This window comes from Burkholderia sp. AU45251 (assembly GCF_030482905.1).
Taxonomy (GTDB): domain Bacteria; phylum Pseudomonadota; class Gammaproteobacteria; order Burkholderiales; family Burkholderiaceae; genus Burkholderia; species Burkholderia aenigmatica.
Genome location: NZ_JAUJQH010000034.1, coordinates 16,081 through 39,447, shown reverse-complemented (window position 1 = coordinate 39,447; position 23,367 = coordinate 16,081). Strand labels below are relative to the sequence as shown.

Annotated in this window: 19 protein-coding genes and 2 pseudogenes; 11 read left to right on the top strand and 10 right to left on the bottom strand. The window is 68.6% G+C overall.

Annotated elements, in window-relative coordinates; translation table 11 throughout:
• Positions 1–51: 51 nt before the first annotated feature.
• Positions 52–1,161: a porin gene (locus QZM67_RS36035; protein WP_301810779.1), complete on the top strand. Its 1,110-nt coding sequence runs from the start codon at positions 52–54 to the stop codon at positions 1,159–1,161.
• A gap of 15 nt (positions 1,162–1,176) precedes the next feature.
• Here the strand turns inward: QZM67_RS36035 and QZM67_RS36030 are convergent, their stop codons facing one another.
• From QZM67_RS36030 to QZM67_RS36010, 5 genes are read right to left on the bottom strand one after another with little or no spacing between them, the layout of a single operon-like run.
• On the bottom strand, positions 1,177–2,694 hold the full coding sequence (locus QZM67_RS36030) for an efflux transporter outer membrane subunit (protein ID WP_301810778.1): 1,518 nt from the start codon (positions 2,692–2,694) through the stop codon (positions 1,177–1,179).
• A complete protein-coding gene (locus QZM67_RS36025; RefSeq protein ID WP_301810777.1) occupies positions 2,691–3,686 on the bottom strand; it encodes an HlyD family secretion protein in 996 nt (331 codons plus the stop codon). The genes QZM67_RS36030 and QZM67_RS36025 overlap by 4 nt, the downstream gene beginning before the upstream one ends.
• Position 3,687: 1 nt before the next feature.
• On the bottom strand, positions 3,688–3,900 hold the full coding sequence (locus QZM67_RS36020; RefSeq protein ID WP_039369242.1) for a DUF1656 domain-containing protein: 213 nt from the start codon (positions 3,898–3,900) through the stop codon (positions 3,688–3,690).
• A 34-nt stretch (positions 3,901–3,934) separates the two neighbouring features.
• Positions 3,935–6,067 carry an FUSC family protein gene (locus tag QZM67_RS36015; protein WP_301810776.1) on the bottom strand — a complete coding sequence of 711 codons (2,133 nt, stop codon included), beginning with the start codon at positions 6,065–6,067 and terminating at the stop codon, positions 3,935–3,937.
• Complete coding sequence (locus tag QZM67_RS36010; RefSeq protein WP_043185339.1) at positions 6,064–6,543, bottom strand: MarR family winged helix-turn-helix transcriptional regulator; 480 nt, start codon at positions 6,541–6,543, stop codon at positions 6,064–6,066. The genes QZM67_RS36015 and QZM67_RS36010 overlap by 4 nt, the downstream gene beginning before the upstream one ends.
• 298 nt (positions 6,544–6,841) lie before the next feature.
• Between QZM67_RS36010 and QZM67_RS36005 the strand changes: the two genes are divergently transcribed.
• The 3 genes from QZM67_RS36005 (at position 6,842) to QZM67_RS35995 (ending at position 8,723) form a co-directional block, all read left to right on the top strand.
• On the top strand, positions 6,842–7,702 hold the full coding sequence (locus QZM67_RS36005; RefSeq protein WP_301810773.1) for a MaoC family dehydratase N-terminal domain-containing protein: 861 nt from the start codon (positions 6,842–6,844) through the stop codon (positions 7,700–7,702).
• 213 nt (positions 7,703–7,915) lie between these two features.
• Entirely contained in the window at positions 7,916–8,203 is a 288-nt protein-coding gene (locus QZM67_RS36000; protein WP_301810771.1) for a DUF1330 domain-containing protein, read from the top strand.
• 58 nt (positions 8,204–8,261) lie between these two features.
• Entirely contained in the window at positions 8,262–8,723 is a 462-nt protein-coding gene (locus QZM67_RS35995; RefSeq protein ID WP_301810769.1) for a hypothetical protein, read from the top strand.
• A 143-nt stretch (positions 8,724–8,866) separates the two neighbouring features.
• On the opposite strand, the gene QZM67_RS35990 is transcribed toward QZM67_RS35995, so the two are convergent.
• From QZM67_RS35990 to QZM67_RS35980, 3 genes are all read right to left on the bottom strand, one after another.
• Positions 8,867–10,567: a dihydroxyacetone kinase family protein gene (locus QZM67_RS35990; protein WP_301810767.1), complete on the bottom strand. Its 1,701-nt coding sequence runs from the start codon at positions 10,565–10,567 to the stop codon at positions 8,867–8,869.
• A gap of 247 nt (positions 10,568–10,814) precedes the next feature.
• A complete protein-coding gene (locus QZM67_RS35985) occupies positions 10,815–11,903 on the bottom strand; it encodes a sigma-54-dependent Fis family transcriptional regulator (protein ID WP_301810765.1) in 1,089 nt (362 codons plus the stop codon).
• The gene (locus QZM67_RS35980; RefSeq protein ID WP_301810763.1) at positions 11,900–13,246 is read right to left on the bottom strand and encodes an acyl-CoA dehydrogenase family protein; all 1,347 of its coding nucleotides are present in this window, start codon (positions 13,244–13,246) and stop codon (positions 11,900–11,902) included. Before QZM67_RS35980 ends, QZM67_RS35985 begins: the two co-directional genes overlap by 4 nt.
• On the opposite strand from QZM67_RS35980, the gene QZM67_RS35975 reads away from it, so the two are divergent.
• The 5 genes and pseudogenes from QZM67_RS35975 to QZM67_RS35955 all read left to right on the top strand — a co-directional run bounded on the left by QZM67_RS35975 (position 13,178) and on the right by QZM67_RS35955 (position 17,461).
• On the top strand, positions 13,178–13,702 hold the full coding sequence (locus QZM67_RS35975; protein ID WP_301810812.1) for a hypothetical protein: 525 nt from the start codon (positions 13,178–13,180) through the stop codon (positions 13,700–13,702). The two genes, QZM67_RS35980 and QZM67_RS35975, sit on opposite strands and share 69 nt — an antisense overlap.
• Positions 13,703–13,748: 46 nt before the next feature.
• Positions 13,749–14,309 (top strand): FMN reductase, encoded by a 561-nt coding sequence (gene msuE, locus QZM67_RS35970; protein ID WP_175020929.1) that lies wholly within the window; start codon positions 13,749–13,751, stop codon positions 14,307–14,309.
• 36 nt (positions 14,310–14,345) lie between these two features.
• A pseudogene (gene sfnG, locus QZM67_RS35965) lies at positions 14,346–15,041 on the top strand (dimethylsulfone monooxygenase SfnG); the annotation flags it as partial.
• Positions 15,035–15,919, top strand: a pseudogene (locus tag QZM67_RS35960) (SfnB family sulfur acquisition oxidoreductase); the annotation flags it as partial. The pseudogenes sfnG and QZM67_RS35960, both read left to right, overlap by 7 nt.
• 93 nt (positions 15,920–16,012) lie before the next feature.
• Positions 16,013–17,461, top strand: coding sequence for an APC family permease (locus QZM67_RS35955; RefSeq protein WP_301810760.1), 1,449 nt, complete (start codon positions 16,013–16,015; stop codon positions 17,459–17,461).
• Positions 17,462–17,558: 97 nt separating this feature from the next.
• Here the strand turns inward: QZM67_RS35955 and QZM67_RS35950 are convergent, their stop codons facing one another.
• The gene (locus tag QZM67_RS35950; RefSeq protein ID WP_301810758.1) at positions 17,559–18,206 is read right to left on the bottom strand and encodes a LysE family translocator; all 648 of its coding nucleotides are present in this window, start codon (positions 18,204–18,206) and stop codon (positions 17,559–17,561) included.
• Between the two features lie 110 nt (positions 18,207–18,316).
• Between QZM67_RS35950 and QZM67_RS35945 the strand changes: the two genes are divergently transcribed.
• Positions 18,317–19,168 (top strand): LysR substrate-binding domain-containing protein, encoded by an 852-nt coding sequence (locus QZM67_RS35945; RefSeq protein ID WP_301810756.1) that lies wholly within the window; start codon positions 18,317–18,319, stop codon positions 19,166–19,168.
• Positions 19,169–19,190: 22 nt separating this feature from the next.
• Here the strand turns inward: QZM67_RS35945 and QZM67_RS35940 are convergent, their stop codons facing one another.
• Positions 19,191–20,087, bottom strand: coding sequence for a LysR substrate-binding domain-containing protein (locus tag QZM67_RS35940; RefSeq protein ID WP_301810754.1), 897 nt, complete (start codon positions 20,085–20,087; stop codon positions 19,191–19,193).
• Between the two features lie 152 nt (positions 20,088–20,239).
• Here QZM67_RS35940 and QZM67_RS35935 point away from each other — a divergent pair, with 152 nt between their 5' ends.
• A complete protein-coding gene (locus tag QZM67_RS35935; protein WP_301810753.1) occupies positions 20,240–23,287 on the top strand; it encodes an FAD-binding and (Fe-S)-binding domain-containing protein in 3,048 nt (1,015 codons plus the stop codon).
• Positions 23,288–23,367 lie beyond the last annotated feature (80 nt).

The window sequence follows — 23,367 nt, the reverse complement described above, 5'->3', positions numbered from 1 at the left end:
AATAATCAATATAACTAAATAAACTGGAAATCAGGTCAATGGAGACGAGCAATGAAAAATGTGGTCTGGCTGGGCATCGCTCTGGGCGCGTCGGCATGCGTGCACGACGCACAGGCGGGAACGGGTAGCAGCGTTACGCTGTATGGTTTTCTGGATGCGGGCATCACCTACGTCAGCAATTCGGGCGGGCACGGCAACTTGAAGTTCGATGACGGCATCATGGCGCCCAATCTGCTGGGTATCCGGGGGGACGAGGATCTCGGCGGCGGCACGCACGCGGTCTTCGATCTCGTCAGCCAGATCGCGGTTGGAACGGGGGCGATCCAGCCGCCCGGCAAAGGCCTCTTCGGGCGCAACGCATGGGTCGGGTTGACCGACAACCGGTTCGGGTCGATCAAGTTCGGCAACCAGTACGACTTCATGATCGACTCGCTGTTCTTCGGCCGTACCGATGCGGCGTTTGCAGTCGGTGGCCTGTACGATTTTCGCGCGGGCCCGTTCCAGAAAATCGCGCTTCCGTACAACCCGCCGTACGCGGCGCAGTTCGACTGGGACCGGATGTCCGGCCAGACGGTCGCGAACTCGGTCAAGTATCAGTCACCATCCATTTTCGGTTTCCGAATGGGCGCGATGTATGGATTCGGTGGCGTACCTGGATCGATGGGAAGCGGAAACAGCGTCAGCGCCGGCCTGAATTACGATCACGGCGCGTTCGGCGCCGCCGCCGCGTTCACCGAGGTCAAGTATCTGCAGCCGGGCGGGCCGCAGGTCGGCATCCGCAACTGGGGCGTCGGCGCGCGCTACGATTTCGGCCGGCTCGCGACCAGTGCGCTCGTCACGACCGTGCGTAACGGGGCGAACGGCGAGGCGATCGCCCAGGGCGAGCTGGGCGCGACGTTCCTCGTCACCCCCGCGCTGGAGCTCGGGGCGAGCTACATGTACATGAAGGGCAACGCGTATCTCGAGAACAATCACGCGCACCAGCTGAGCGCGTCGGTGGACTACTTTCTCTCCAAGCGGACCACCGTGTACGCGGTCGCCGTGTACCAGCGCGCGAACGCCAACGCGCAGGCACTCGTCAGCGGCATCATCGACCCGAACGGCACCGCCAGCGGCCCGAATCAGCTGCTGGCGCGCGTGGGGTTGCAGACGCGTTTCTAGGTCTTCGTCGGCGGGTTACTCGGCCGCGGTAACGGCGGCCGAGGCCGCCGATGCATTGCTCGCCGGCACCTGCTTCGACATCGGCTTCGACGCGTCGGGCGCCGCATCGTCATCCCACCCGCCGCCGAGCGCGAGGAAGAGCCGCACCTGGTCGGCGGCGACCTGGCCTTCGGCGGCTGCGACCTGTGCCTGCACGCTCGTCAGCGTGCGCGTCGCGTCGAGATCGGAGATGAACGACTCGCGGCCGGCCAGATAGAGGCGATGCGTTTCGTCCGCGGAATTGCGCGCCGATTCGTAGGCCGTGCGCAGCGCTTCCGTGCGCTGCACGTCGGCCGCGTAGGTCGCGAGGCTCGACTGCGTTTCGCGCAGCGCGTTCAGCACGACACCGTCGAAGTGCGCGAGCGCGCCGCCCGTTGCGGCTTCGGCTTCGCGCACCCGCGCACGCTGGCCGTTGACGGGGAACGACCAGCTGATCAGCGGGCCGAACGACCAGCGATTCGTCGTGGACGAGAACAGGTCGGCGGCGACACCGACCGAGCCGGCCGACGCGCCGATGCTGATCGACGGGTACAGCGCGGCGGTCGCCACGCCGATGCGCGCGGTCGCGGCGGCGAGTTGCCGCTCGGCTTCGCGCACGTCGGGGCGGCGGCGCAGCAGCGCGGCGCCGTCGCCGATCGGAATCGGCTGGCGCAGCTTCGGCAGGTGCTCGCATTCGGCAACGGCTTTCGGCAGGTCGGCCGGCGATCGCGCGAGCAGCGCGGCGAGCTGGTACTGCGCGACCTTGCGGCGGCCTTCGAAGCGCGGGATATCGGCGGCGAGGGTGCGCACCTGCGTCACGCCGCGCGTCACGTCGGTCTGGTTGCCGCGGCCGGCATCGCGCAGCCGCTGCGACAGCGCGACGCGCTGCTTCTGCAGCGCGAGCGACTGCTTCGCGACGGCCAGCTCGTCGCCGGCCGAACACGATTCGACGTAGGCGCGCACGGCGTCGGCGACAACCGTGATGCGCGCCAGGTCGCCGGCGGCTCGGACGGCCTCGCTGTCCGCGCGCGCGGCTTCGACGCCGCGCCGCAGCTTGCCGAACAGGTCGATCTCGTACGACACGTTGATGCCGACCGTGCCTTCGTTGACGACCGGCAGCTTGTTCTCGAGCAGGTATTGCTCGGCCGATTCCTGCGCACGCTGCACGGCGGCTTCCGCGCCGCCCGAGAAGCCGCCCTGCTGGTTTGCGACTTCCAGCGCCGCACGCGAACGTGCGAGGTTGGCTGCGGCAACGCGCAGGTCGGTGTTCGATTTCAGTGCATCGCGCACGAGCCCGTTGAGCACGGGGTCGTCGTAGAGTTGCCACCAGTTCCCGGGTACGGCGTCGCGCGACACGAGCGTGCCGTTCGCATCGTCGAGCGCATGGTTCGCGAGCGGCGCATTCACGTACGCCTGCTGCGGCAGCGTGTAATCGGGGCCGACGGACTTGCACGCGCCGAGTGCGAGCGCAAGCGGCGCGAGCGTCGCGGCGAGGCGCAGACCGTGCCGTTTCATTGCGATGCTCCTGCTGCGCTGGCGGCTGTGCCGGAAGCCGTCGATACCGGCGCGACGGCCGATGCCGTGCTGGCGGCCGCCGCCGACGCGCCGCCTGCCGGCTTCGCGTTGTCGTGGCGGCGCGTGTCGGTTTCGCGCATCGACACGGTCGCGGTGCGGCCCGCGATCATCCGGAAATCGTCGGGCACCTCGTCGAGCACGACGCGCACCGGCACGCGCTGCGCGAGCCGCACCCAGCTGAATGCCGGGTTCACGTTCGGCAGCAGGTTCGCGCCCTGCGTGCGGTCGCGATCCTCGATCGCGGCGACGATGCTCTGCACATGGCCGCGCAGCGTATGCGGCTCGCCCATCACGATGATGTCGACCGGCTGGCCGATGTGGATGCCGCGCAGCTTGGTTTCCTCGAAGTAGCCGTCGACGCGGAACGAATTGCGGTCGACCACCGACAGCACCGCGCGGCCGGCCGGCACGTATTCGCCGACGCGCGGCGCGCGGTCGTTCAGGTAGCCGTCTACGGGACTGACGATCGTCGTGCGCTGCAGGTTCAGCTTGGCGGTATCGAGCGACACCTGCGCGTCGGCGACGGCGGCTTCGCCCTGTTCGACGCGCGTGCGGCTTTCCTCGACCTGCTCGCTCGCGACCAGGTTGCCGAGCTGCAGGTTGCGGGCATATTCGCGCTTCGCCTGGGCGAGTGTCGCGCGGCGCTGCGCGAGCGTGGCTTCGGCGAGCCGTTCCGCGAGCGTGTAGCGGGCCTGGTCGATCACGAACAGCACCTGGCCGCGCTTGACCTCCTGGTTGTCGGCGACCTGCACCGACGTGATGAGGCCTGCGACGTCCGGCGCGACCTGGATCACGTCGGCGCGCACGTGACCGTCGCGGGTCCACGGCGAGAACATGTAGTAGTTGACGATGCGCCACAGCACGACGGCAGCCACGACGACGACGATCAGGGTGAGCAGGATTTGCCCTGCCGAGAGCCAGGTTTTTTTCACGTTAGGTAGCCACGAGATGGTGGGAAACGATCACGACGGCGGCAAGCACGAACACGTAGATGCCGAGGTCGAAGATCGAACGGTGCCAGACGAGGCGGTAGAAGCCGACGCGCTCGAGCACGGCGCGCACGACGATGTTGATCAGGTAGGCGATCAGCATCAGCACGAGCGGAGCCGGCACGAATACGCCGAAGATGTCGATTTCGCCGATCATGGTCGCGGTCGGAAAGACGGGTGGAAAAGCGGGATCATGCGCGTGCCCCGTCCGACGCCTGCGGCGGCTGCCCCGCCGCGGCCGGATACAGCGACAGGCGCAGGCCGACCAGCGCGTGCAGCGTGTCGCGCAGCCGGCGATGCGTGGCGGGCGTGGCCGGCGCCGCGGGCGCCGCGCCGTCTTCCGCCTGCGCGGCGCTCGGCAGGTTGCGGCCGGCGACGCGTTGCAGCGCATCGTCGATCGTCGCAAGCAGCGCGGGCGGCGCCGGCTGGCGAGCGTTCGCGGCGGCGCAGCGCGTGTAGTGGTCGGTGACGCCGGCCAGCACGCGGTCGATCGCATCGGGCATGTCGCCCGACAGCTTGCGGCGCGCGCGGCGCAGGTCGAGCGCGTTCAGTGCGATGCGCAGGTCGCGGAAGCTCTCGATCGACGGATGGCGATGGTCGTCGGACGCGCCGAGGCGCGGCAGCAGATGCGTGACGCGGTCGAGCATCCGCGACGCGTGGTTGCGCTGGTCGTCGAGCGGTTGCGTCGACGCGGAGCGCGCGACATCTTCCCAGCCCGAGCGCAGCAGGCGCCGCACCGCGAGTTCCGCGCCGAACGGCCGTGTCGCACGCGTCCACACATAGGCGAACAGCAGCCCGGCGACACCCGCGAGGTTGCTGTTCAGGAACACGAAGAAATCGGCGTCGTACGCACCCTGGATGCTGATGAAGGTGGCCGTGTTCACGGCGACGAGCATCGTCACCATGTTGAACTGCGGGCGCGGCAGCAGGGTGCCGATCAGGATGAACGGACCCGCGAACATCACCACGAGCATCGGGAAATCGTGCACGTGCGGCAGCACGACGAACAGGTACAGGCCCGCGAACACGACGCTCGCGGTCGTCGCGAGGAAGAACTTGAACACCAGCGGCGCCGGCTCGTCGAGCGCGGCGAAGAAGCTGCACGACACGGCCACGAGCGTGACGGCCGCGGCGCCGTCGTGCCACCCGGACGCGATCCACAGCCAGCTCGCGAACACGATCGCGGCGACGACGGTCAGCGTCGAGAACAGCATCATCCCGCGATCGAAGAAGCGCTCGGTGCCGCCGAGCCGCCAGTGCCGGTAGCGCGGCTGCCAGACGCCCGCTTCGTTGCCGATCAGCGCGCGCAGCGAGCGGCAGTCCTGCCAGATGTCGATGACCTGGCGCAGCCGCCACAGCGCATTCGACAGCAGGGCGCCGTCCCAGCTCGTCAGTGCATCGTCGCCGGGCTGCAGCGCGGCGATGCGTTCGCGCAGGCGTTCCGCGACCGGGTCGTCGGTCAGGTCGCCGTCGCTGCCGGCCCTGACGGCAGGCAGCGGCGCGTCGAACCATTTCGCAGCATCGGCGAGCAGCTCGTCGAGCCCGGCCGGCCGGATGTGCAGGTCGCGCATCAGCGCGATCAACGGATCGGCGAGCGACGACATCAGCGGCAGGAACAGCTGCATGCGGCCCGCGAGCGCCTGTGCGCGCGCGAGGATGCGCGGATGCGCATGGTCGTAGCTCAGCTGACTCAGCAGGAATTCGAGACCCGTGATGGTGGCAGCGAGGCGTTGCCGGCACGCGGACAGCGCCTTGCCGGCAATGTGCCCGGACAGCGTTTCGCGGCCATAGAACGCGGCGTCCTTGAACCACGCGTCGGTGCGCTCGATCAGCGTCGGCGCGAGCCGGTTCGGGAAGATCGCGCTGCCGACCACGCTCGCGCACACGATGCCGAGCACGATCTCCTCGGTGCGCGCGATCGCGACGTCGAACACGGTGGACGGATCGGTGACCGTCGGCAATGCGACCAGCGGCATCGTGTAGCCGGCGAGCATGAACACGTAGCTGCGCGCGGTGCGGTCGGAGATCGCGAGGTAGAGCAGCGTGCCGCACCAGGTGGCGACGATGATCGCGAACAGCAGCGGCGTCTCGACGAACGGTGGCACGAAGAAGATCGCGGCGGCTGCGCCGAGCGCGGTGCCGAGCGCGCGATACAGCGCCTTCGAGCGCGTCGCGCCGACGAACGGGTTCGACACGATGTAGACGCTCGCCATCGCCCAGTACGGGCGCGGCAACTGGAAATACAGGCCGAGGTACAGCGCCAGCATCGACGCGGCGAACGTCTTGCCCGAGAACAGCCAGTCGCGCAGGCTCGGATAGGTCATGACGTGGCGTTGCCGGTGTGGGACGCGCGCGCGGCGGGCGTGTGCGACTCGGATGCATTGAAGGCGTCGAGCACGCGCAGCGTCGCTTCGAGATCGGCGCGCGTGACACCCTTGAGCACCTGGGCGCGCAGCGCGCGCAGGTCTTCTTCCATCTTCGCGGTGACCGCGCGGCCGGCGGCCGTCAGCGAGATCGTCTTCGCGCGGCGGTCGTGCGGATCCTCGTCGCGGCGCGCGAGGCCGGCCGCGCACAGCTGGTCGAGCAGGCGCACGAGCGACGGCCCTTCGATGCCGACGTGTTCGGCGAGCGTGCCTTGCCGCACGCCTTCGCCGAGGCGGCCGGCGATCAGCAGCGGCGTCGCGCAGGCTTCGGACACGTTGTACGCGTTCAGCACGCCGTCACTGGTGCGGCGCCACTTGCGCGCGGACAGCACGAGCAGGCTGCTGACGGCGAGGCGGAGGTCGTGCAGATTGGTCATGGGCGAGATGATAGGGGCAAAATAATTCGATAGCAAACTATCGTTTTTGTCACCCGTATGACACGTCGCTCACGGCGCGGCCGGCCCGTTTGAAGCAATTTAGGCGGCGTGCCGGGGATGGTCAAGCTGTAAGGTTGTCGGCACCGGCGGCGCGCGCGGCGGCCGCGATCGAATGGTCAGACGAAAGTCGTCCGGCAGGTCAGGCAGATCGGAAGCCGGGGTTCGGGAAATCCGGCTTCGCGAAACGGCGCGTGGCGTGCATATTGGGACCGTTGCAAGCATTCCGGAGAATCCGCACGTGTCGACCTCATCCTCGCAGCCCCCCGCCCCGGCGTCGCTCGACGCTTGGCTCGGCAAGACCGAAACGCTCGGCGACGACATCACCGCGTTCCCGCTGAACGCGCTGGCCGCCACGCTCGACCTTCCGTCGCCTGGCAACGTGGTGCCGCCGATGTGGCACTGGCTGTATTTCCTGCCGGTCGCGCCGCTGGCCGAACTCGGCCCCGATGGCCACCCGAAGCGCGGCGGCTTCCTGCCGCCCGTGCCGTTGCCGCGTCGCATGTGGGCCGGCGGCCGCCTGACGTTCCATGCACCGCTGCGCACCGGGCGGCGCGCAACGCGCGAATCGACGATCGCGAACCTCGAGGACAAGACGGGCCGCAGCGGCCGGCTCGTATTCGTGACGGTGCAGCACCGGATCGAATGCGACGGCGCGCTGTGCGTCGAGGAGGAGCACGACATCGTCTATCGCGATGCGCCGCGGCCGGGTGCGCCCGCGCCGAAGCCGATCGCGGCGCCGGCAGGCGAGACGTGGTCGCGCACGATCACGGCCGACGCCGTGCTGCTGTTCCGCTATTCGGCGCTGACCTTCAACGGTCACCGCATCCACTATGACCGCAGTTACGTGACGCAGGAGGAAGGCTACCCGGGGCTCGTCGTGCACGGCCCGCTGATCGCGACGCTGCTCGTCGATCTCGTGCATCGTGAACGGCCCGGTGCGACGCTCGCGAGCTTCGCGTTCCGCGCGGTGCGTCCGACCTTCGACGGGGAGCCGTTCACGCTGTGCGGCAAGCCGTCGGACGACGGCAATTCGATCGAGCTGTGGGCGAAGGATCGCGACGGCTGGCTGACGATGCAGGCCACCGCGACCGTGGCGTAACGGGCGCCCGTTCGTTCATCCGCGACGCGGCAAAATCCGTCTGCGGATGGCCGCTGCCGCACGCTGTCGCCGCCCGGGCGTGCACCCGGGCGAGCCCCGACGTTCGTCGGCAAACCCCTGTAAGCTGCGAGCAGGTCGCGTGCGGTCCTGCCGAACGGTGCGGCGCGCGGCCGGCCCGTCCACTTTCCACGCATCGCATCAGGAGCACGTATCTTGGCCACCTACATTGTGTTTACACGTGAAAGCATGCAGGACCAGAAAGAATTCGACCTCTACCAGAGCAAGGTCGGCGCGACGCTCGCCGGGCATCCGGTGAAGGTGCTCGCGGCTTACGGGGCGCAGGAAACGCTCGAGGGCGAAGGCCCGGAAGGCGTCGTGATCGTCGAGTTCCCGTCGAAGGAAGCCGCGCACGCGTGGTATCACGGCCCCGAATACCAGACCGTCGCCCAGCACCGGTTCAAGGGCGCGCGCTATCGCGCCGTGCTGGTCGAAGGCGTCTGAACGACCCGCATCGAGCGTTTCCGGCGGCGCGTTGCGACGCCGGGCACCCGCCCCGCCCATGAACACATCGATCCCCGCCACTGCACCCGTTCGCCCGCCGATGGGTCGCGCCACGACCGTGCTGCTCGCGATCAGCGTGCTGTTCTATCTGGTCGCCATGTTCACCGCGCCGTTCCGCACCGGCGCGCCCGTCCCGCATCCGTGGGCCGACGGCTGGCAAGTGCTGCTGACGGGCTGGATGGGCGTGCTCGGCGGCATCTATGCATGGCTTGCGAATCCGCTCGTGTTCGCGGCCTGGCTGCTGACGGCGAAGCGCTACCGCGCCCAGGCGATCGTGCTGGCCGGACTGGCGTTGCTGTTCGGGATGAGCTTCCTGACGCAGCACCGGATCGCCGTCAACGAAGCGGGGGACGTCGAACCCGTGCATCTCGATGCGATCGGCTACTGGTGCTGGCTCGCGAGTTTCAGCGCGGCGTCGGTCGGCGCGGCGTTGTTGCCCGGGCGGACGAAAACGCGCTGATGGAGTGCGGACGGTTCGAGGCGGAGTCGGCGGAGGTGACGCCGCCCGCATCGCAGCGATTCGCGGCATCGGCACGTGACGCGACGTGACGTCATGCGTGCCGATGCATTGAAGGCGCGCTCCGCGCCTTCAACCTTCACGCTTCACCCGACGTGCGTCTGCAACGCACGCACCCAGTACGACACCGCCACCGCGCCGCCGTCCGGCGTGCCGATCGCGCGTTCGCCGAGATAGCTCGCGCGCCCCGCGCGCGGCGTCATGCGTGCCGTTTCCTGCGCACCGTGCTCGGCGGCTTCGACCGCGGCCGCCCATGCGCTGGCGGGATCGCGATCGTTGTCGAGCGCACGCTCGAATGCCACGACGGCCGGTACCAGCGCATCGAGCATCGTCCGGTCGCCGGCGTGTGCGCCGCCCAGTTCGCTGATCGAATCCACCGCGCCGCGGAACGCCGCGGCCCAGTCGCGTGCCGACGGCTCGGCGATATCGGCCAGCCGGCGCGACGCGCGCAGCAGTGCGGTTGCATAGAACGGCCCCGAACTGCCGGCGATCGCGCGGCGCAACGCGGCGCCGAGCGCCGCAAGTGCGCCGGCCGGCGTGCCGCATGCGGCTTCCGGCAGTGCGAGGATTGCCTGGGCGGCGCGCAGCATGCTTGCGCCGAGATCGCCGTCGCCGGCCGCCGCATCGAGATCCGTCAGCGTCTGCTCGTGATCGATCAGCGTCTGCGCGACCGCGTGCAGCGCCGGTTGCAGGCGCGCCGCCCACGCGCGGCCGGCCGCATCGAGCGGCGGCAGCGGTGCTTCCTGCGCAGCGGCCGCGGCCACGCGGATCTGCGTATTCACGGCACCGCCGCCCGGCCATGCGCGCGCCTGCGTCGGCGCGTCGAGCAGCACCGCGCGTTCGTCGTTCAGCCGCAGCACCGAGATCGAGCAGCCGGGCATGTTCAGTGCCGACAGGAACGTGCCGGCCCACGCGCGCGCAACGACGATGCCGCGCCGGTGCAGGTTGTCGTACGCGGCGCGCAGCACGATCGCGAGTTCCATGTCGGGCGTCGCGCCGAGGCCGTTGACGAACAGCGCGACCCGCTCGCCGCGGTCGAGCACGAGATCGGCGACGATGCTCGACAGCAGCGTGTCGACCAGCGCATCGGCCGGCAGCGGCGCGCGGCGTTCGACGCCTTTCTCGCCGTGGATGCCGAGGCCGAGTTCGATCTCGTGATCGGCGAGGCTGAAGCCCGACTTGTCGGCGCCCGGGATCGTGCAGCCGTCTAGCGCGACACCCATCGTGCCGAGCTCGGCCGCCGCGTCGCGCGCGATCGCCGCGACGCGGGCGAGCGGCAGACCGCGCGCGGCGGCCGCGCCGGCGAGCTTGTGGATCAGCACGGTGCCGGCGATCCCGCGCCGCTGGCCACGCTCGACGCGGCCGCGCAGCGAGACGTCGTCGGCGACGATGACCGTTTCGACCGGAATACCTTCGGCCCGCGCGAGCTCGGCGGCGAGCCCGAAATTGAGCCGGTCGCCCGTGTAGTTCTTCACGATCAGCAGCGCGCCATTCGGGCCGGCGCTGGCGCGGATCGCGGCGAGCACGGCGTCGGTGGACGGCGACGTGAACACTTCGCCGCAGACGGCTGCGCTCAGCATCCCTTCGCCGACGTAGCCGCCGTGCGCGGGCTCGTGGCCGCTGCCGCCGCCGGAGAGGACGGCGACGGCGCGCTGCGCCGGCTCGGGCAGCGGCTGGCGGACGAGCACGTGCTCGTCGCCGAGGATCGCGACATGCGGCGACTGCCGTGCAATGCCTTCCAGCATTTCTCGCACGACATCGGACGGGCGGTTGACAAGCTTTTTCATGGCGACGGATTCCGGACGGGTGAACGAGGCTCGGCCGGGCCTACACGGGCGCTGGACGGCCTTTCGTGTTGCGGAGGATCGTGCGGGCGCGCTGTCGCCGGGGGCAGGCGGCCATGTATGGGATGACCGTATGCGGGGGCGAGACGCGGCGCACGCTTCGCGCCACGATACATCAGGTTCGGACGTTGCTGCACGGATCGCGGCGCGATCGCGCCGGAGCGGGGCGGCGGCGCGCTCCCATACGCGGCTACTTCATCGCCGCAATTTCCTTCGCGCGAATCAGCCGCGCGCGCAGCACGTTGCGGCTGATGCCGAGCAGCCGTGCGGCCTGGATCTGGTTGCGGTGGCTGAATTCGAACGCGACGCGCATCACGGTGTCCTCGATGCGTTCGAACAGGTTGCCGTGATCCTCGTCGAACAGGTCGCGCAGCGCACGTTCGAGCGCGGCCTGCGCGCCGGCGGCCGGTTCCGGTGGGGTCGTGGCGGCCGTCGGCACGCCCGGCGACGCGATGTGCAGGTCGGCCTCCTGCAGCGCGTCGTGGCGGCTCACGAGCAGCGCGTGGTGGATCACGTTTTCGAGTTCGCGGATATTGCCGGGCCAGCCATGTGCCTCGAGCCGGCGCTCGGCGCGCGCGTCGATGCTGCGCGGCCCGTAGCCGAGGCGGCTCCGGTAGTCGTCGAAGAAGTGGCGCGCGAGCGGCAGGATGTCGCCCGGGCGTTCGCGCAGCGTCGGCACCGCGAGCTGCACGACGTTGAGCCGGTAGAACAGGTCGCCGCGAAACTGTCCGTTCGCGACGGCTTGCTGCAGATCGACGTTGGTCGCAGCGACCACGCGCACGTCGATCGGCACGCCCGTGCGCGACCCGAGCCGCACGACCTCGCGCTCCTGCAGCACGCGCAGCAGCTTGACTTGCATCGACAGCGGCAGGTCGCCGATCTCGTCGAGAAACAGCGTGCCGCCGTTCGCGGCTTCGAACCAGCCGGGCTTCGCGCTGAACGCGCCGGTAAACGCGCCTTTCTCGTGGCCGAACAGTTCGCTCTCGACGAGCGTTTCGGAGAACGCGCCGCAATTCACCGCGACGAACGGCCCGTTGCTGCGGCGGCTGAGGCCGTGCACGTGTCGCGCGATCAGTTCCTTGCCGGTGCCAGTCTCGCCGACGATCAGCACGTTCGCGTCGCTCGGCGCGACCAGGCGAATCCGTTCGAGCAGCGCGACCGAGCGCGGATCGACGAACACCTGCGCGCGGGCACGAATGGACGTCGCGAGCGCGGGCCGGTCGGGCAGCGTGAGGACGGGCGCGCCGTCGGGCCACGCATCGGAAGGGGAGTGGTTCACGCGTAGAAGCCCGGCGTCGGATAGGTTCGCTTGAGCGCCCATTCGCCGATCTCGCGAATCTTGTAGGCGAGCGGGTCGTGGAGCGTATGAGTGCGCAGGTTGCGCCAGTGTCGGTCGAGCCGCAGCGCGCCGTGCGTCGCGCGTGCACCGGCGACGTCGAACATGCGGGTGCAGAGATCGAGCCCGGTGCGCGCGGCCGACACCTTCGCGGCTGCCGTGGCGAGCGCAACCTGACCACGCTCCGCATGCGTGAGCGCCGCATCGCGTGCCCACGCGGCATCGAGGCGGTCCGCCGCGCGATCGGCGAGTACGCGTGCGGCTTCGAGCCCGACCCAGAATTCGCCGTACTGGCCGAGGATGTACGGATCGTCGCCGGTGCTCGCGACCTGCGCGCCGGGCCACGGCCGTGCCTCGTGCAGCGTGTAGTGCCGCGCGTCGTTGAACGCGGCTTCGGCGATGCCGAGATACACGTTCGTCAGCACGAGCTGCGCGACGAGCGGGCGCAGGCACGCGAACGGCGTCGACAGCGGGCCGGGATCCGTCAACAGTTCGTGATCCTCGACGCGCACTTGCTCGAACGTGACCGTGCCGCTGTCGGTCTGGCGCTGGCCGATGTTGTTCCAGTCGTCGGCGATCGAGATGCCGCTGCGCTGCGTCGGCACGGCGGCGATCAGGAACGTGCGCGTCTCGGCGTCGTGCGCGGACGCGATCAGCATCTGCGAATCGAGCGCCCCCGAACAGAAGCTTTTCTGGCCGCTGAATTCGCGCCATGCGCCGCGCGAGCGGCTGACCGTGCGCGCGTCGAGCGGATTCAGCGCGTTACCCCAGAACCACTGCTGGCGCGCGGTGCGCTCGAACCACGATTCCCACTGCGCGGGCGCGCCGAACAGCCGCACGGTTGCGAGCATCAGGTGATGGAAGCCGAACACGTGCGCGAGCGAACTGTCGGCGGCCGCGAGTACGCGAACGACGTCGAGCGTCGTGCGCCAGCTCGCGCCGAAGCCGCCGTAGGCGGCCGGGATGCTCAGCGCGAGCAGGCCGCTGTCGCGCAACTGGTCGCGCTCGGCCTTCGGCGTGCCGCCCTGCTCGTCGCGCTCGGCCGCGGTGCGGGCAAAGCCGGTCGCCAGGCGCTCGGCGATTTGCAGGGCGTCAGGGGGCGCCGGTTCGTCGCGGGGCGGCGTGACGACGCGCAGGCTTTCCGCGCGGGGCGATACGGAAATGGAGGTCATGGCGATGAATGCGTCGGGTCGCTGCACGAAAACGGTCAGGCCGCGATGGGCGTTGCTGACCGGGTGCTGCGTGATCAACAGAGTGTTCAACGTTTTGCGCCACGCGGGAAACATCGATTTCTGATAACCAATGCCGGATTGCTGCGCTGGACGCAGCCGCGCGCGGCGAGGTCGTGCGGCGCAGCGATCGGCGGCATGCAAAGTGACGATGCAGCAGCCATGCCGACGCTACCGCAGGGACACGATGCGTCGCGCGGGCGCATGAACGCGGCAAGCGGACGCCGATGCAACCTGACGGCCGCCGCGTGCCTGCCGGAATCCGTGTCGAAACGGAAAAACGTGCTTGGCGCGCACTGCGCTGCTGATCACGCAGCAGCGCATCAGCAGCGCTGTTTCCCCCAGTTCATCGCGCTGCGGAATATGGATGTGATGCCGTGGCTGGCAGGCTTATCAACATGCCGCAATCGGCGGGCGCGCTGCGACAGGCCGTCGATCGCAATGCATTTCGTCCTGCAGACGATCGTTTTTTGTCGCGATCGTCGAAATGGCACGCTCCTTGCTGACCCATGACATGACGGGTGCGTCGGCACCCGACTCGACAATGGGAATGCAACCGATGAGCAATGCAATCAACGTGGTCGCGATATCGGGCGGCCTGCAACGGCCGTCGCGCACGCGGGTGCTGACCGACGCGATCGTCGCGGCACTCGGCGCGGCGCTGCCGATCGACACGCGGCTGATCGAACTCGGCGAGATCGGCGGCCGACTGGCCGGCGCGCTGACGCGCAAGCAGGTACCGGCCGACCTCGACGCGCAGATCCGCGCGATCGAGACGGCCGATGCGCTCGTCGTCGCAAGCCCCGTGTATCGCGCGTCGTACACGGGCCTCTTCAAGCACCTGTTCGACCTCGTGCATCACGAAGCGCTGATCGACGTGCCCGTGCTGCTGGCAGCCACCGGTGGCAGCGAGCGTCATGCGCTCGTGATCGACCATCAGCTCCGTCCGCTGTTCAGCTTCTTCCAGGCCCGCACGCTGCCGATCGGCGTGTACGCATCCGAAAGCGATTTCGACCAGTACCAGATCGCGAACCCGGCATTGCGCGCGCGTATCGCGCTCGCCGTCGATCGCGCGGTGCCGCAACTGCGCCCGCATGCGCTTTCCGTCGCGGCCGCGTAGGCCGCCTGCGTTTTCTCTCTCGACCAGGACACACTCATGAGCCATACCGATCCTTCCGCCGACGGCGTCAAGTTCGCCTACTGGGTGCCGAACGTCAGCGGCGGCCTCGTCGTCAGCACGATCGAGCAGCGCACCGACTGGAGCCTCGAATACAACCAGCAGCTCGCACGCACGGCCGAGGCGGCCGGCTTCGAGTACGCACTGAGCCAGATCCGCTTCACGGCCGGCTACGGCGCCGAATACCAGCACGAGTCGGTGTCGTTCAGCCAGGCGCTGCTGCACGCGACGACGAAGCTCAAGGTGCTCGCCGCGATTCTGCCGGGGCCGTGGCATCCGGCGGTGGTCGCGAAGCAGCTCGCGACGATCGACCACATCTCGAACGGGCGCATCGCGATCAACGTGGTGAGCGGCTGGTTCAAGGGCGAATTCACCGCGATTGGCGAGCCGTGGCTCGAGCACGACGAACGCTATCGGCGCTCGAAGGAATTCATCCAGGCGCTGAAGGGCATCTGGACGCAGGACAACTTCACGTTCAAGGGCGACTTCTACCGCTTCAACGACTACACGCTGAGCCCGAAGCCGGTGCAGAAGCCGCATCCGGAAATCTTCCAGGGCGGCAGCTCGCGGGCGGCGCGCGACAACGCGGCGAGCGTGTCGGACTGGTACTTCACGAACGGCAATACGCCGGAGAACCTGAAGGCGCAGATCGACGACATCCGTGCGAAGGCAGCGATGCACAGAAGCGCTTCTTCTTCGATCTCGTCCTGAAGGGCACGCGCTATGGGAACGCGTTCTCCGAAGCGGGCGGCAAGAACGTGCTCGACATTCAGACGCGTGTGCGCCGCGACGGCGACGCGTTCGTGCTGAACGGCCGCAAGTTCTATTCGACCGGCACGCTGTTCGCGCACTGGATTCCGGTGCTCGCGCTCGACGAGTCGGACCAGGCCGTGCTCGCATTCGTGCGGCAGGGTGCGCCGGGGCTGACCGTCGTGGATGACTGGAGCGGCTTCGGGCAGCGCACGACCGCGAGCGGCACGGTGATCGTCGAGAACGTGCGCGTGAGTCCGTTCGAAATCTTCCACACGCAGCGTTCGTACGACCGCCCGACCTTCGCGGGCCCGTTCGCGCAGATCACGACCGCCGCGATCGATCTCGGGATCGCGCGCGCCGCGCTGCAGGACACGATCGCATTCGTGCAGCAGCATGCGCGCCCGTGGATCGACAGCGGTGTCGAACGCGCGAGCGAGGATCCGCTGACGATCGCACAGATCGGCGACATCGCGTACCGCGTGCACGCGGCCGAAGCGCTGCTCGCGCGCTCGGGGCGCTTCGTCGACGCGGCGAAGCGCGAACCGAGCGAGGAAACGGTCGCGCAGGCCGCGATCGCGGTCGGCGAGGCGAAGATCGCGACGACCGAGGTGTCGCTGCTCGCGGCGAGCAAGCTGTTCGAGCTCGGCGGCAGCAAGTCGACGCTCGCGAAATACAACTTCGACCGCCACTGGCGCAACGCACGCGTGCATACGCTGCACGACCCGGTGCGCTGGAAGTATCACGCGATCGGAAACTACTACCTCAACGGCGTGAAACCCGCGCGCCACTCCTGGAACTGACCGGGTCGTGCCGGCGTATTCCCCGCAACGAAACATGAGCAAGGAAGCCAGGTGGCCCGCGCGGCACCGTTTCATTCCTGACGAGGTCAATCGATGAGTCATCCAGCAAGCTCCGCGCACGCACTGCCTGCGCACAATACCGTGCCGCAGGCGGGCGGCCTGCGGCGCAACTACCTGAGCCTGCCCGAACTGATCGCGCAGTCGATCGGCCTCGTCGGCGTGTCGGGCGGGATCGGCGTGCTGATCCCGGCCGTATTCGCGACGGCCGGCAATGGCACCTGGCTTGCTTACCTGTTCGCGATCGTCGCGCTGCTGTTTGCGTCCTGGAGCATCTCGGTGTTCGCACGCGACTCGGCGTCGCCGGGCGCGCTGTATGCGTACGTGTCGGCCGGTATCGGGCCGGTCTGGGGCGCGATCTGCGGCTGGTCGCTGCTGATTGCCTATGCGGTGGCCGCCGCGGGCATCCTGCAGGGGACGATCAACACGTTTCTGGTGCTGGGCCGCGAGACCGGGCTGCTCGGCAGCGCGACGCCGCTCGGTGCGGTGCTCGGGCTGACGGTCGTCACCGCGTTCGCCGCGTGGTACATCGCGTTTCGCGATATCCGGCTGTCCACGCGCTTCACGCTGTTCGTCGAGCTCGCGACGCTGCTGCTGATTGCCGTCGTCGTGATCGGGACGATCGCGTTCGGCGGGCATCCGGTCGACCGCGAACAACTGACGCTCGAAGGCGTGAAGCCGACGCAACTGCAGCTCGGCATGGTGCTCGCGTTCTTCAGCTTCACGGGGTTCGAGAGCGCGACCGTGCTCGGCGCGGAGGCGCGCGACCCGTTCCGCGCGATTCCGCGCGCGGTGCTGATCAGCGTCGTCGGGCCGGCCATCCTGTTCGTGATCGGCGCGTACGGGATGGTGAGCGCGTTCCACGGGCAGAAGCCGCCGCTCGATCAGGTCGACGGCCCGCTCGCGGTGCTCGCGCGTCGGCTCGGGGCCGGCTGGGTCGGCGTGCTGATCGACGCGGGCGTGGCATTGAGTTTTTTCGCGGCGTTCTTCTCGTCGATCAATGCGGCGGCGCGGATCGTCTATACGTTCGGGCGGCAGGGCGTGCTGCATGCGTCGACGGGCCAGGCGCACGAGCGGAATGCGACGCCGCACGTCGCGGTGGCGCTGATTACGGTGCTGGCGCTGGCCACTGCGCTGGTGTTCACCGCACGCGGCACCGCGCTGCTCGATTCGTATGGCTATCTCAGCTCGATCGCGACGTATGGCTGGCTGCTGGCGTACGTGCTGGTGGCGATCGGTGCGCCGCTCTATCTGCGCCGGCAGCGCCGGCTGCGCGCGCGGCATGTGGCGATCAGCGTCGTCGCGGTCGTGCTGCTCGCGATTCCGCTGGCCGGCAGCGTGTATCCGGTGCCGGCGGGCGTCTATGCGTGGCTGCCTTATGTGTTCGTCGCGCTGCTGGCCATCGGGCTCGGGTGGTTCCTGGTGCTGCGCGTCCGGTTTCCGGAGCGGTTGCGCGAGCTGGAGGCCGAACTGCTGACGAAGTGATCGAGTCGCACCGACGGCGTGTTTCCTGCATGACGGCCGGTGGGCGACGTAGCCGGCCGGCCGCTTCCGTTTCAGTTCAGGGGCGCGCTCGCGGCCGTCACGCCGCCCCCGCCATCTTCGACGCATCGACCACCATCTGCACGCCAAGCCCACCCAGCACGAGCCCCATCGCCCAGCGCTGCGCGAGCAGCAGCGTCGGGCGCCCATGCAGGAACTTCGCGATGCTGCTCGAACAGATCGCCACCAGCCCGTTCGCGGAAGCGAACGCGGCGATCAGCAGCGAACCGAGAAACAGCGATTGCCCGAGCACGCTGCCGCTCCCGTAGTCGATGAACTGCGGCAGCAACGAAATGAACAGCATCGCGAGCTTCGGATTCAGCACGCTGGTCGTCGCACCCATCGCCAGCAGCCGAAGCGGCCGCTCGCTCGGCAACGCCTGCACTTCGAACGGCGAACGGCCGCCGGGCCTGACGGCCTGCCACGCCAGATACAACAGGTACGCCGCACCGACCACGGCCAGCCCGCTGCCCGCATAGGGCACGCTCATGAACAGCGTCGTGATGCCGAACGCCGCGCCGAACATGTAGAACAGGTAGCCGATCATCACGCCGCCGAGCGAGATGAGCCCCGCCGTGCGTCCTTGCGCGATCGAGCGCGACATCACGTAGACCATGTTCGGCCCGGGCGTGACCGCGAGCATGCCGCCGATGACGAGAAATCCGTAGAGCGATCCGGACGTGTGCATATCTGATGATTCCTGCAACGAGTGAGGGTTGACGGGATTCATTGTCCGACCGTGGAGAAGAACAGTAAAACGGGATAAACTGAATAGATTGATCAATTTTTCTGAATGCGATGAAAAAGCTCGACCTCGATGTGCTCGCGATGGTGGTGGCCGTCGCGGAATCCGGATCGTTCGCGCAGGGCGCGCTGGCCGTGCACCGGTCGCCGTCTGCGGTGAGCATGCAGATCAAGGCGCTGGAAGACGCGCTCGGCAAGCCGCTGTTCATCCGCGATACGCGCAACGTGACGCCGACCGACGACGGCACGATGCTCGCCGAATACGGCCGCCGGATGCTGGCGATGCGCGACGAGGCCTGGGCGTCGGTCGTGCGCCCGGAGATCCGCGGCCGCGTGACGATCGGCGTGCCCGACGATTACATTTCGTCGCTGCTGCCGCAGGTGCTCGGCAAGTTCGCCGCGATGCATCCGCGCGTGGAACTGCGCGTGATCGGCCAGCCGAGCAGCGCGCTCGTGCCGATGCTGAAGGACAACACGGTCGACCTCGCATGCCTCACGCGGATCAAGGGCGTGACCGGCGAGCTGATCCGGCTCGAACCGCTCGTCTGGGCCGGGTCGCCGAAGCGCAACGTCTGGGAAGAGCGGCCGCTGCCGGTGGCTTTTTTCACACACGGCGGCAGCGCGGCGCGCGATCACGCGGTCAAGGCGCTGAACCGGCGGAAGATCCCGTACCGGATGTCGTACGAAAGCCCGAGCCACCTCGGCCTGCTCAGCATGGTGGAGGCCGGGCTCGCGGTCGCGCCGCTGGCGCGCTGCTGCGTTCCGGATCATCTCGTGCAGCTGTCGGAAAGCCACGGGCTGCCGCCGCTCGGCGAAATGGAGGTCGTGCTCGCGCGCAGCGCGCAGTCCGCGCGCCCGCCGTGCGACTACCTGGCCGAGCAGATTCTCGGCGAATGGCGCACCTGAGCGGCCCGCCGCCGGCCGCGCTTCAGCACGACTTCAGCAGCCATTCGCGGAACGCGACGAGCGACGGCAGCGTCTCGTTCCCCGGCGGGTAGACGAGGTAGTAGCTGCGCTGGCTGGTGATCGCGTCGCCGATCGACACGAGCTCGTTGCGGCTCAGCTCGTCTTCCACCAGCACCTTCGGCACCAGCCCGATCCCCATCCCGGCCCGCACGGCCTGGATCAGATGCGACGTGAGCTCGAAGCTCGGGCCGATGCGCATCTGCCGATGGTCGAGCCGGTAGTGCGAGAACCATTCCGCCCACGCCTGCTGGTTGCTCGTCACGCCGAGCAGCGTCTGCTTCGCGGCCCACGCCGGCGTGCGCGGGTCGGCCTTGCGGCGGCTTCCGCTGGCCGTGTCCGGCGGCGCGATCGCGATCAGGAACTCGTTGTACAGCCGATGTGCGTGCAGGCCCGGCCAGTCGCCCGCGCCGACGGTAATCGCCGCATCGAGGTCGTCGTTGAGGAAATCGATGCCGCCGATCCGTGAATGAAGGTGCACGGTCACGCCCGGATGCGCGGCGTAGAAGTCGTGCAGGTGCGGCAGCAGCCATTTCGAGCCGAATGTGGGCAGCGTCGCGAGCCGCAGCGTGCCGGCGCCCGCCTGGTGGGACATCGCCTGCAGCGTCGCGCCGCGGATGCGCCCCAGCGCGCCGCTCAGCTCGGTGAAGTAGCGCCGCCCGACCTCGGTCAGCTTGACCGAGCGGCCCTCGCGCCGGAACAGCGGCACGCCGAGCTGGTCTTCCAGCGTCTGGACTTGCCGGCTGATCGCGCTCTGGCTCAACGACAGCTCTTCGGCTGCGCGCGTGTAACTTTCGTGCCGCGCGGCGGCCTCGAACACGAGCAGCAGCGACATCGACGGGGTGAGGCGACGGTAATTCATGAGTTTTATGCAATATTCGCCGGATGAGAATTCGTTTGTTTCTCATGGAATTTCCAAAGATACTGGAATTCCCGGTCGCGTGGAAACTTGCTAAAAAATCATGTTTCGGCCACGCGAACCGGCCGGTTCCACCCACACTGCGCCTTTACCCCATGTCGATCGCCTCGTTGCCCCGTCCCGCCAGCCCGCCCGCGCATGCGTACCGTGACTTTCTCGCCGCGTTGCAGGCTGCCGGCTTCGCCGGGGAAATCCGCGCCGACCATGCGAACCGGACGGTGCAGGCCACCGACAACTCGATCTACCAGCGTCTGCCGCAGGCGGTGATCTGTCCCGCGCATGCGGACGATGTCCGGCTGCTGGCGCGGCTGCTCGCCGAGCCCGCGCATCGCGACGTCGCGGTGGCCGCGCGTGGCGGCGGCACGGGTACCAACGGGCAGTCGCTGACCGACGGCGTGGTCGTCGACCTGTCGCGCAACATGAGCCGGATCCTCGAAATCGACGTCGAGCAGCGCTGGGTGCGCGTGCAGGCGGGCGTCGTCAAGGATCAGCTCAATGCGGCGCTGAAGCCGCACGGGCTGTTTTTCGCGCCGGAACTGTCGACGTCGAACCGCGCGACCGTCGGCGGGATGATCAACACCGACGCGAGCGGGCAGGGCAGCTGCACGTACGGCAAGACGCGTGACCACGTGCTCGAGCTCGATTTCGTGCTGATGGGCGGCGAACACCTGCACAGCGACGCGCTCGCGGACGACGAACTGGAGCGCCGCTGCGCGCGGCAGGACCGCGTCGGCAAGGTGTACCGTACCGCGCGACGCATCAGCGACGACAAGGCGGCGCTGATCGACGCGAAGTTTCCGAAGCTCAACCGCTGCCTGACTGGCTATGACCTCGCGCACCTGCGCGAACCCGACGGCCGCTTCAACCTGAACAGCGTGCTGTGCGGCGCCGAAGGCTCGCTCGGCTTCGTCGTCGAGGCGAAGCTCAACGTGCTGCCGATCCCGAAGGTTTCGGTGCTGGTCAACGTGCGCTATGCGGGCTTCATGGACGCGCTGCGCGACGCGCGCGCGCTGCTCGCGCTCCAGCCGCTGTCGATCGAGACGGTCGACTCGAAGGTGCTGATGCTGGCGATGAAGGATTTCGTGTGGAGCAGCGTGGCCGAGTATTTCCCGCAGGACGACGCTCGGCCGACGCTCGGCATCAACCTGATCGAATTCAGCGGTGATGACGCGGACGACGTCGACGCGCGCGTGCGCGCGTTCGTCGACCATTTGCGCACCGATACGAGCGTGGAGCGCCTGGGCCACACGCTCGCGGCCGGCGACGACGCGGTGAAGCGCGTGTATGCGATGCGCAAGCGCGCGGTCGGCCTGCTCGGCAACGTGCAGGGCGAGGCGCGCCCGCAGCCGTTCGTCGAGGACACCGCGGTGCCGCCCGAGAACCTCGCTGCGTACATCGCCGAATTTCGCGCGCTGCTCGACGGTCACGGGCTGCAATACGGGATGTTCGGCCACGTCGATGCCGGCGTGCTGCACGTGCGGCCGGCGCTCGACATGAAGGATCCGAAGCAGGCGGCGCTGGTGCGGCCCGTGTCGGATGCGGTGGCCGAGCTCACGCAGCGCCACGGTGGCCTGTTGTGGGGCGAGCACGGCAAGGGCGTGCGCTCCGAATATGCGCCGGCGTTTTTCGGCGAGCTGTATCCGTCGCTGCAGCAACTGAAGGCCGCGTTCGACCCGCACAACCAGTTCAACCCGGGCAAGATCGCGACGCCGCCGGACCACACGATGCGGCTGCTGAAGATCGACGAAGTGCCGACGCGCGGCGACCACGATCGGCAGATCGACGAGCGCGTGTGGCAGAGCTACGGCACCGCGATGCACTGCAACGGCAACGGCGCGTGCTACAACTTCGATCCGGACGACGCGATGTGCCCGTCATGGAAGGCGACGCGCGAACGCGTGCAATCGCCGAAGGGGCGCGCGTCGCTGATGCGCGAATGGTTGCGCCTGCAAGGGCAGGCCGGCGTCGATGTCGTCGCGGCGGCGCGCGCGCGGCAGCCGTTCCTGAGCAGCCTTGCGACGCGCTGGCGCAACAGTCGCGCGGCGCGCAACGGCGAAGCCGACTTCTCGCACGAGGTGTACGACGCGATGGCCGGGTGTCTGGCCTGCAAGTCGTGCGCGGGGCAGTGCCCGGTGAAGGTGAACGTGCCGGAGTTTCGCTCGCGTTTCCTCGAGCTGTATCACCAGCGCTACCTGCGGCCGCTGCGCGACTACCTGATCGGCTCGCTCGAATTCACGATGCCGTGGATGGCGCGGGTGCCCGCGCTGTACAACGGGCTGATGCGGGCGGGATGGGTGCGCACGGTGCTGGAGCGGCACGTCGGCATGGTCGACAGCCCGCTGCTGAGCCGCTTCGATCTCGCGGCCGTGATCCGTCAATGGCAGGTGAAACCGGCCGACCCGCAGGCGCTTGCCGCGTTGAGTGATGCGCAGCGCGCACGCAGCGTCGTCATCGTGCAGGACACCTTCACGCGCTATTTCGATACCGAGCAACTGGCGACGCTGATCGAGCTGGCGGCGCGCACGGGCTTTCAGGTGTGGCTCGCGCCGCTGGCGCCGAACGGCAAGGCGCTGCACGTGCAGGGTTTTCTGCGGGCATTCGAGCAGGCGGCGATCCGCAATGCGACGCAGCTGGCCGCGCTGGCGCGCTCGGGCGTCGCGCTGGTCGGCCTCGATCCGGCGATGACGCTCACGTATCGGCAGGAGTACCTGAAGGTGACGGGGCTCTCGGATGTGCCGAAGGTCGCGTTGCCGCAGGAGTGGCTGCTGCAGGTGCTGCCGGAAGCGGGCACGAGCGGTGTGACCGGCTCGTACCGGTTGTTGCCGCACTGTACCGAGAAGACCAATGCACCCGACAGCGGCAAGCAATGGGCGCAGGTGTTCGCGCGATGCGGGCTGCGGTTGAAGGTTGCATCGACCGGATGCTGCGGGATGTCCGGCACCTACGGGCACGAGGCGCGCAATCTCGCGACGTCGAAGACGATCTACTCGCAGTCGTGGGCGGCGCACGTGGACGGGCCGGAGGACGAAGGCGAGGCGCTGGCGACCGGGTATTCGTGCCGCAGCCAGGTGAAGCGGATGTCGTCGAAGCAGGTGCGGCATCCGTTGCAGGCGCTGCTCGATCATGTGCGGGCGGCGGGGTGACGATCGGGCGTCGCGTGTCGCGTTGCCCGTGAGATGACTTCATTTCGGCGTCGAGCGGCAAGCACCGTGCCGCTGTCGAC

Excerpts from the sequence above, each read along its gene's own strand:
- QZM67_RS36035 (WP_301810779.1), top strand. The coding sequence starts at position 52 with ATGAAAAATGTGGTCTGGCTGGGCATCGCTCTGGGCGCGTCGGCATGC.
- QZM67_RS36030 (WP_301810778.1), bottom strand. The coding sequence starts at position 2,694 with ATGAAACGGCACGGTCTGCGCCTCGCCGCGACGCTCGCGCCGCTTGCG.
- QZM67_RS36020 (WP_039369242.1), bottom strand. The coding sequence starts at position 3,900 with ATGATCGGCGAAATCGACATCTTCGGCGTATTCGTGCCGGCTCCGCTC.
- QZM67_RS36015 (WP_301810776.1), bottom strand. The coding sequence starts at position 6,067 with ATGACCTATCCGAGCCTGCGCGACTGGCTGTTCTCGGGCAAGACGTTC.
- QZM67_RS36010 (WP_043185339.1), bottom strand. The coding sequence starts at position 6,543 with ATGACCAATCTGCACGACCTCCGCCTCGCCGTCAGCAGCCTGCTCGTG.
- QZM67_RS35995 (WP_301810769.1), top strand. The coding sequence starts at position 8,262 with ATGAACACATCGATCCCCGCCACTGCACCCGTTCGCCCGCCGATGGGT.
- QZM67_RS35990 (WP_301810767.1), bottom strand. The coding sequence starts at position 10,567 with ATGAAAAAGCTTGTCAACCGCCCGTCCGATGTCGTGCGAGAAATGCTG.
- QZM67_RS35975 (WP_301810812.1), top strand. The coding sequence starts at position 13,178 with ATGGGCGTTGCTGACCGGGTGCTGCGTGATCAACAGAGTGTTCAACGT.
- QZM67_RS35980 (WP_301810763.1), bottom strand. The coding sequence starts at position 13,246 with ATGTTTCCCGCGTGGCGCAAAACGTTGAACACTCTGTTGATCACGCAG.
- msuE (WP_175020929.1), top strand. The coding sequence starts at position 13,749 with ATGAGCAATGCAATCAACGTGGTCGCGATATCGGGCGGCCTGCAACGG.
- QZM67_RS35955 (WP_301810760.1), top strand. The coding sequence starts at position 16,013 with ATGAGTCATCCAGCAAGCTCCGCGCACGCACTGCCTGCGCACAATACC.
- QZM67_RS35950 (WP_301810758.1), bottom strand. The coding sequence starts at position 18,206 with ATGCACACGTCCGGATCGCTCTACGGATTTCTCGTCATCGGCGGCATG.
- QZM67_RS35945 (WP_301810756.1), top strand. The coding sequence starts at position 18,317 with ATGAAAAAGCTCGACCTCGATGTGCTCGCGATGGTGGTGGCCGTCGCG.
- QZM67_RS35940 (WP_301810754.1), bottom strand. The coding sequence starts at position 20,087 with ATGAATTACCGTCGCCTCACCCCGTCGATGTCGCTGCTGCTCGTGTTC.
- QZM67_RS35935 (WP_301810753.1), top strand. The coding sequence starts at position 20,240 with ATGTCGATCGCCTCGTTGCCCCGTCCCGCCAGCCCGCCCGCGCATGCG.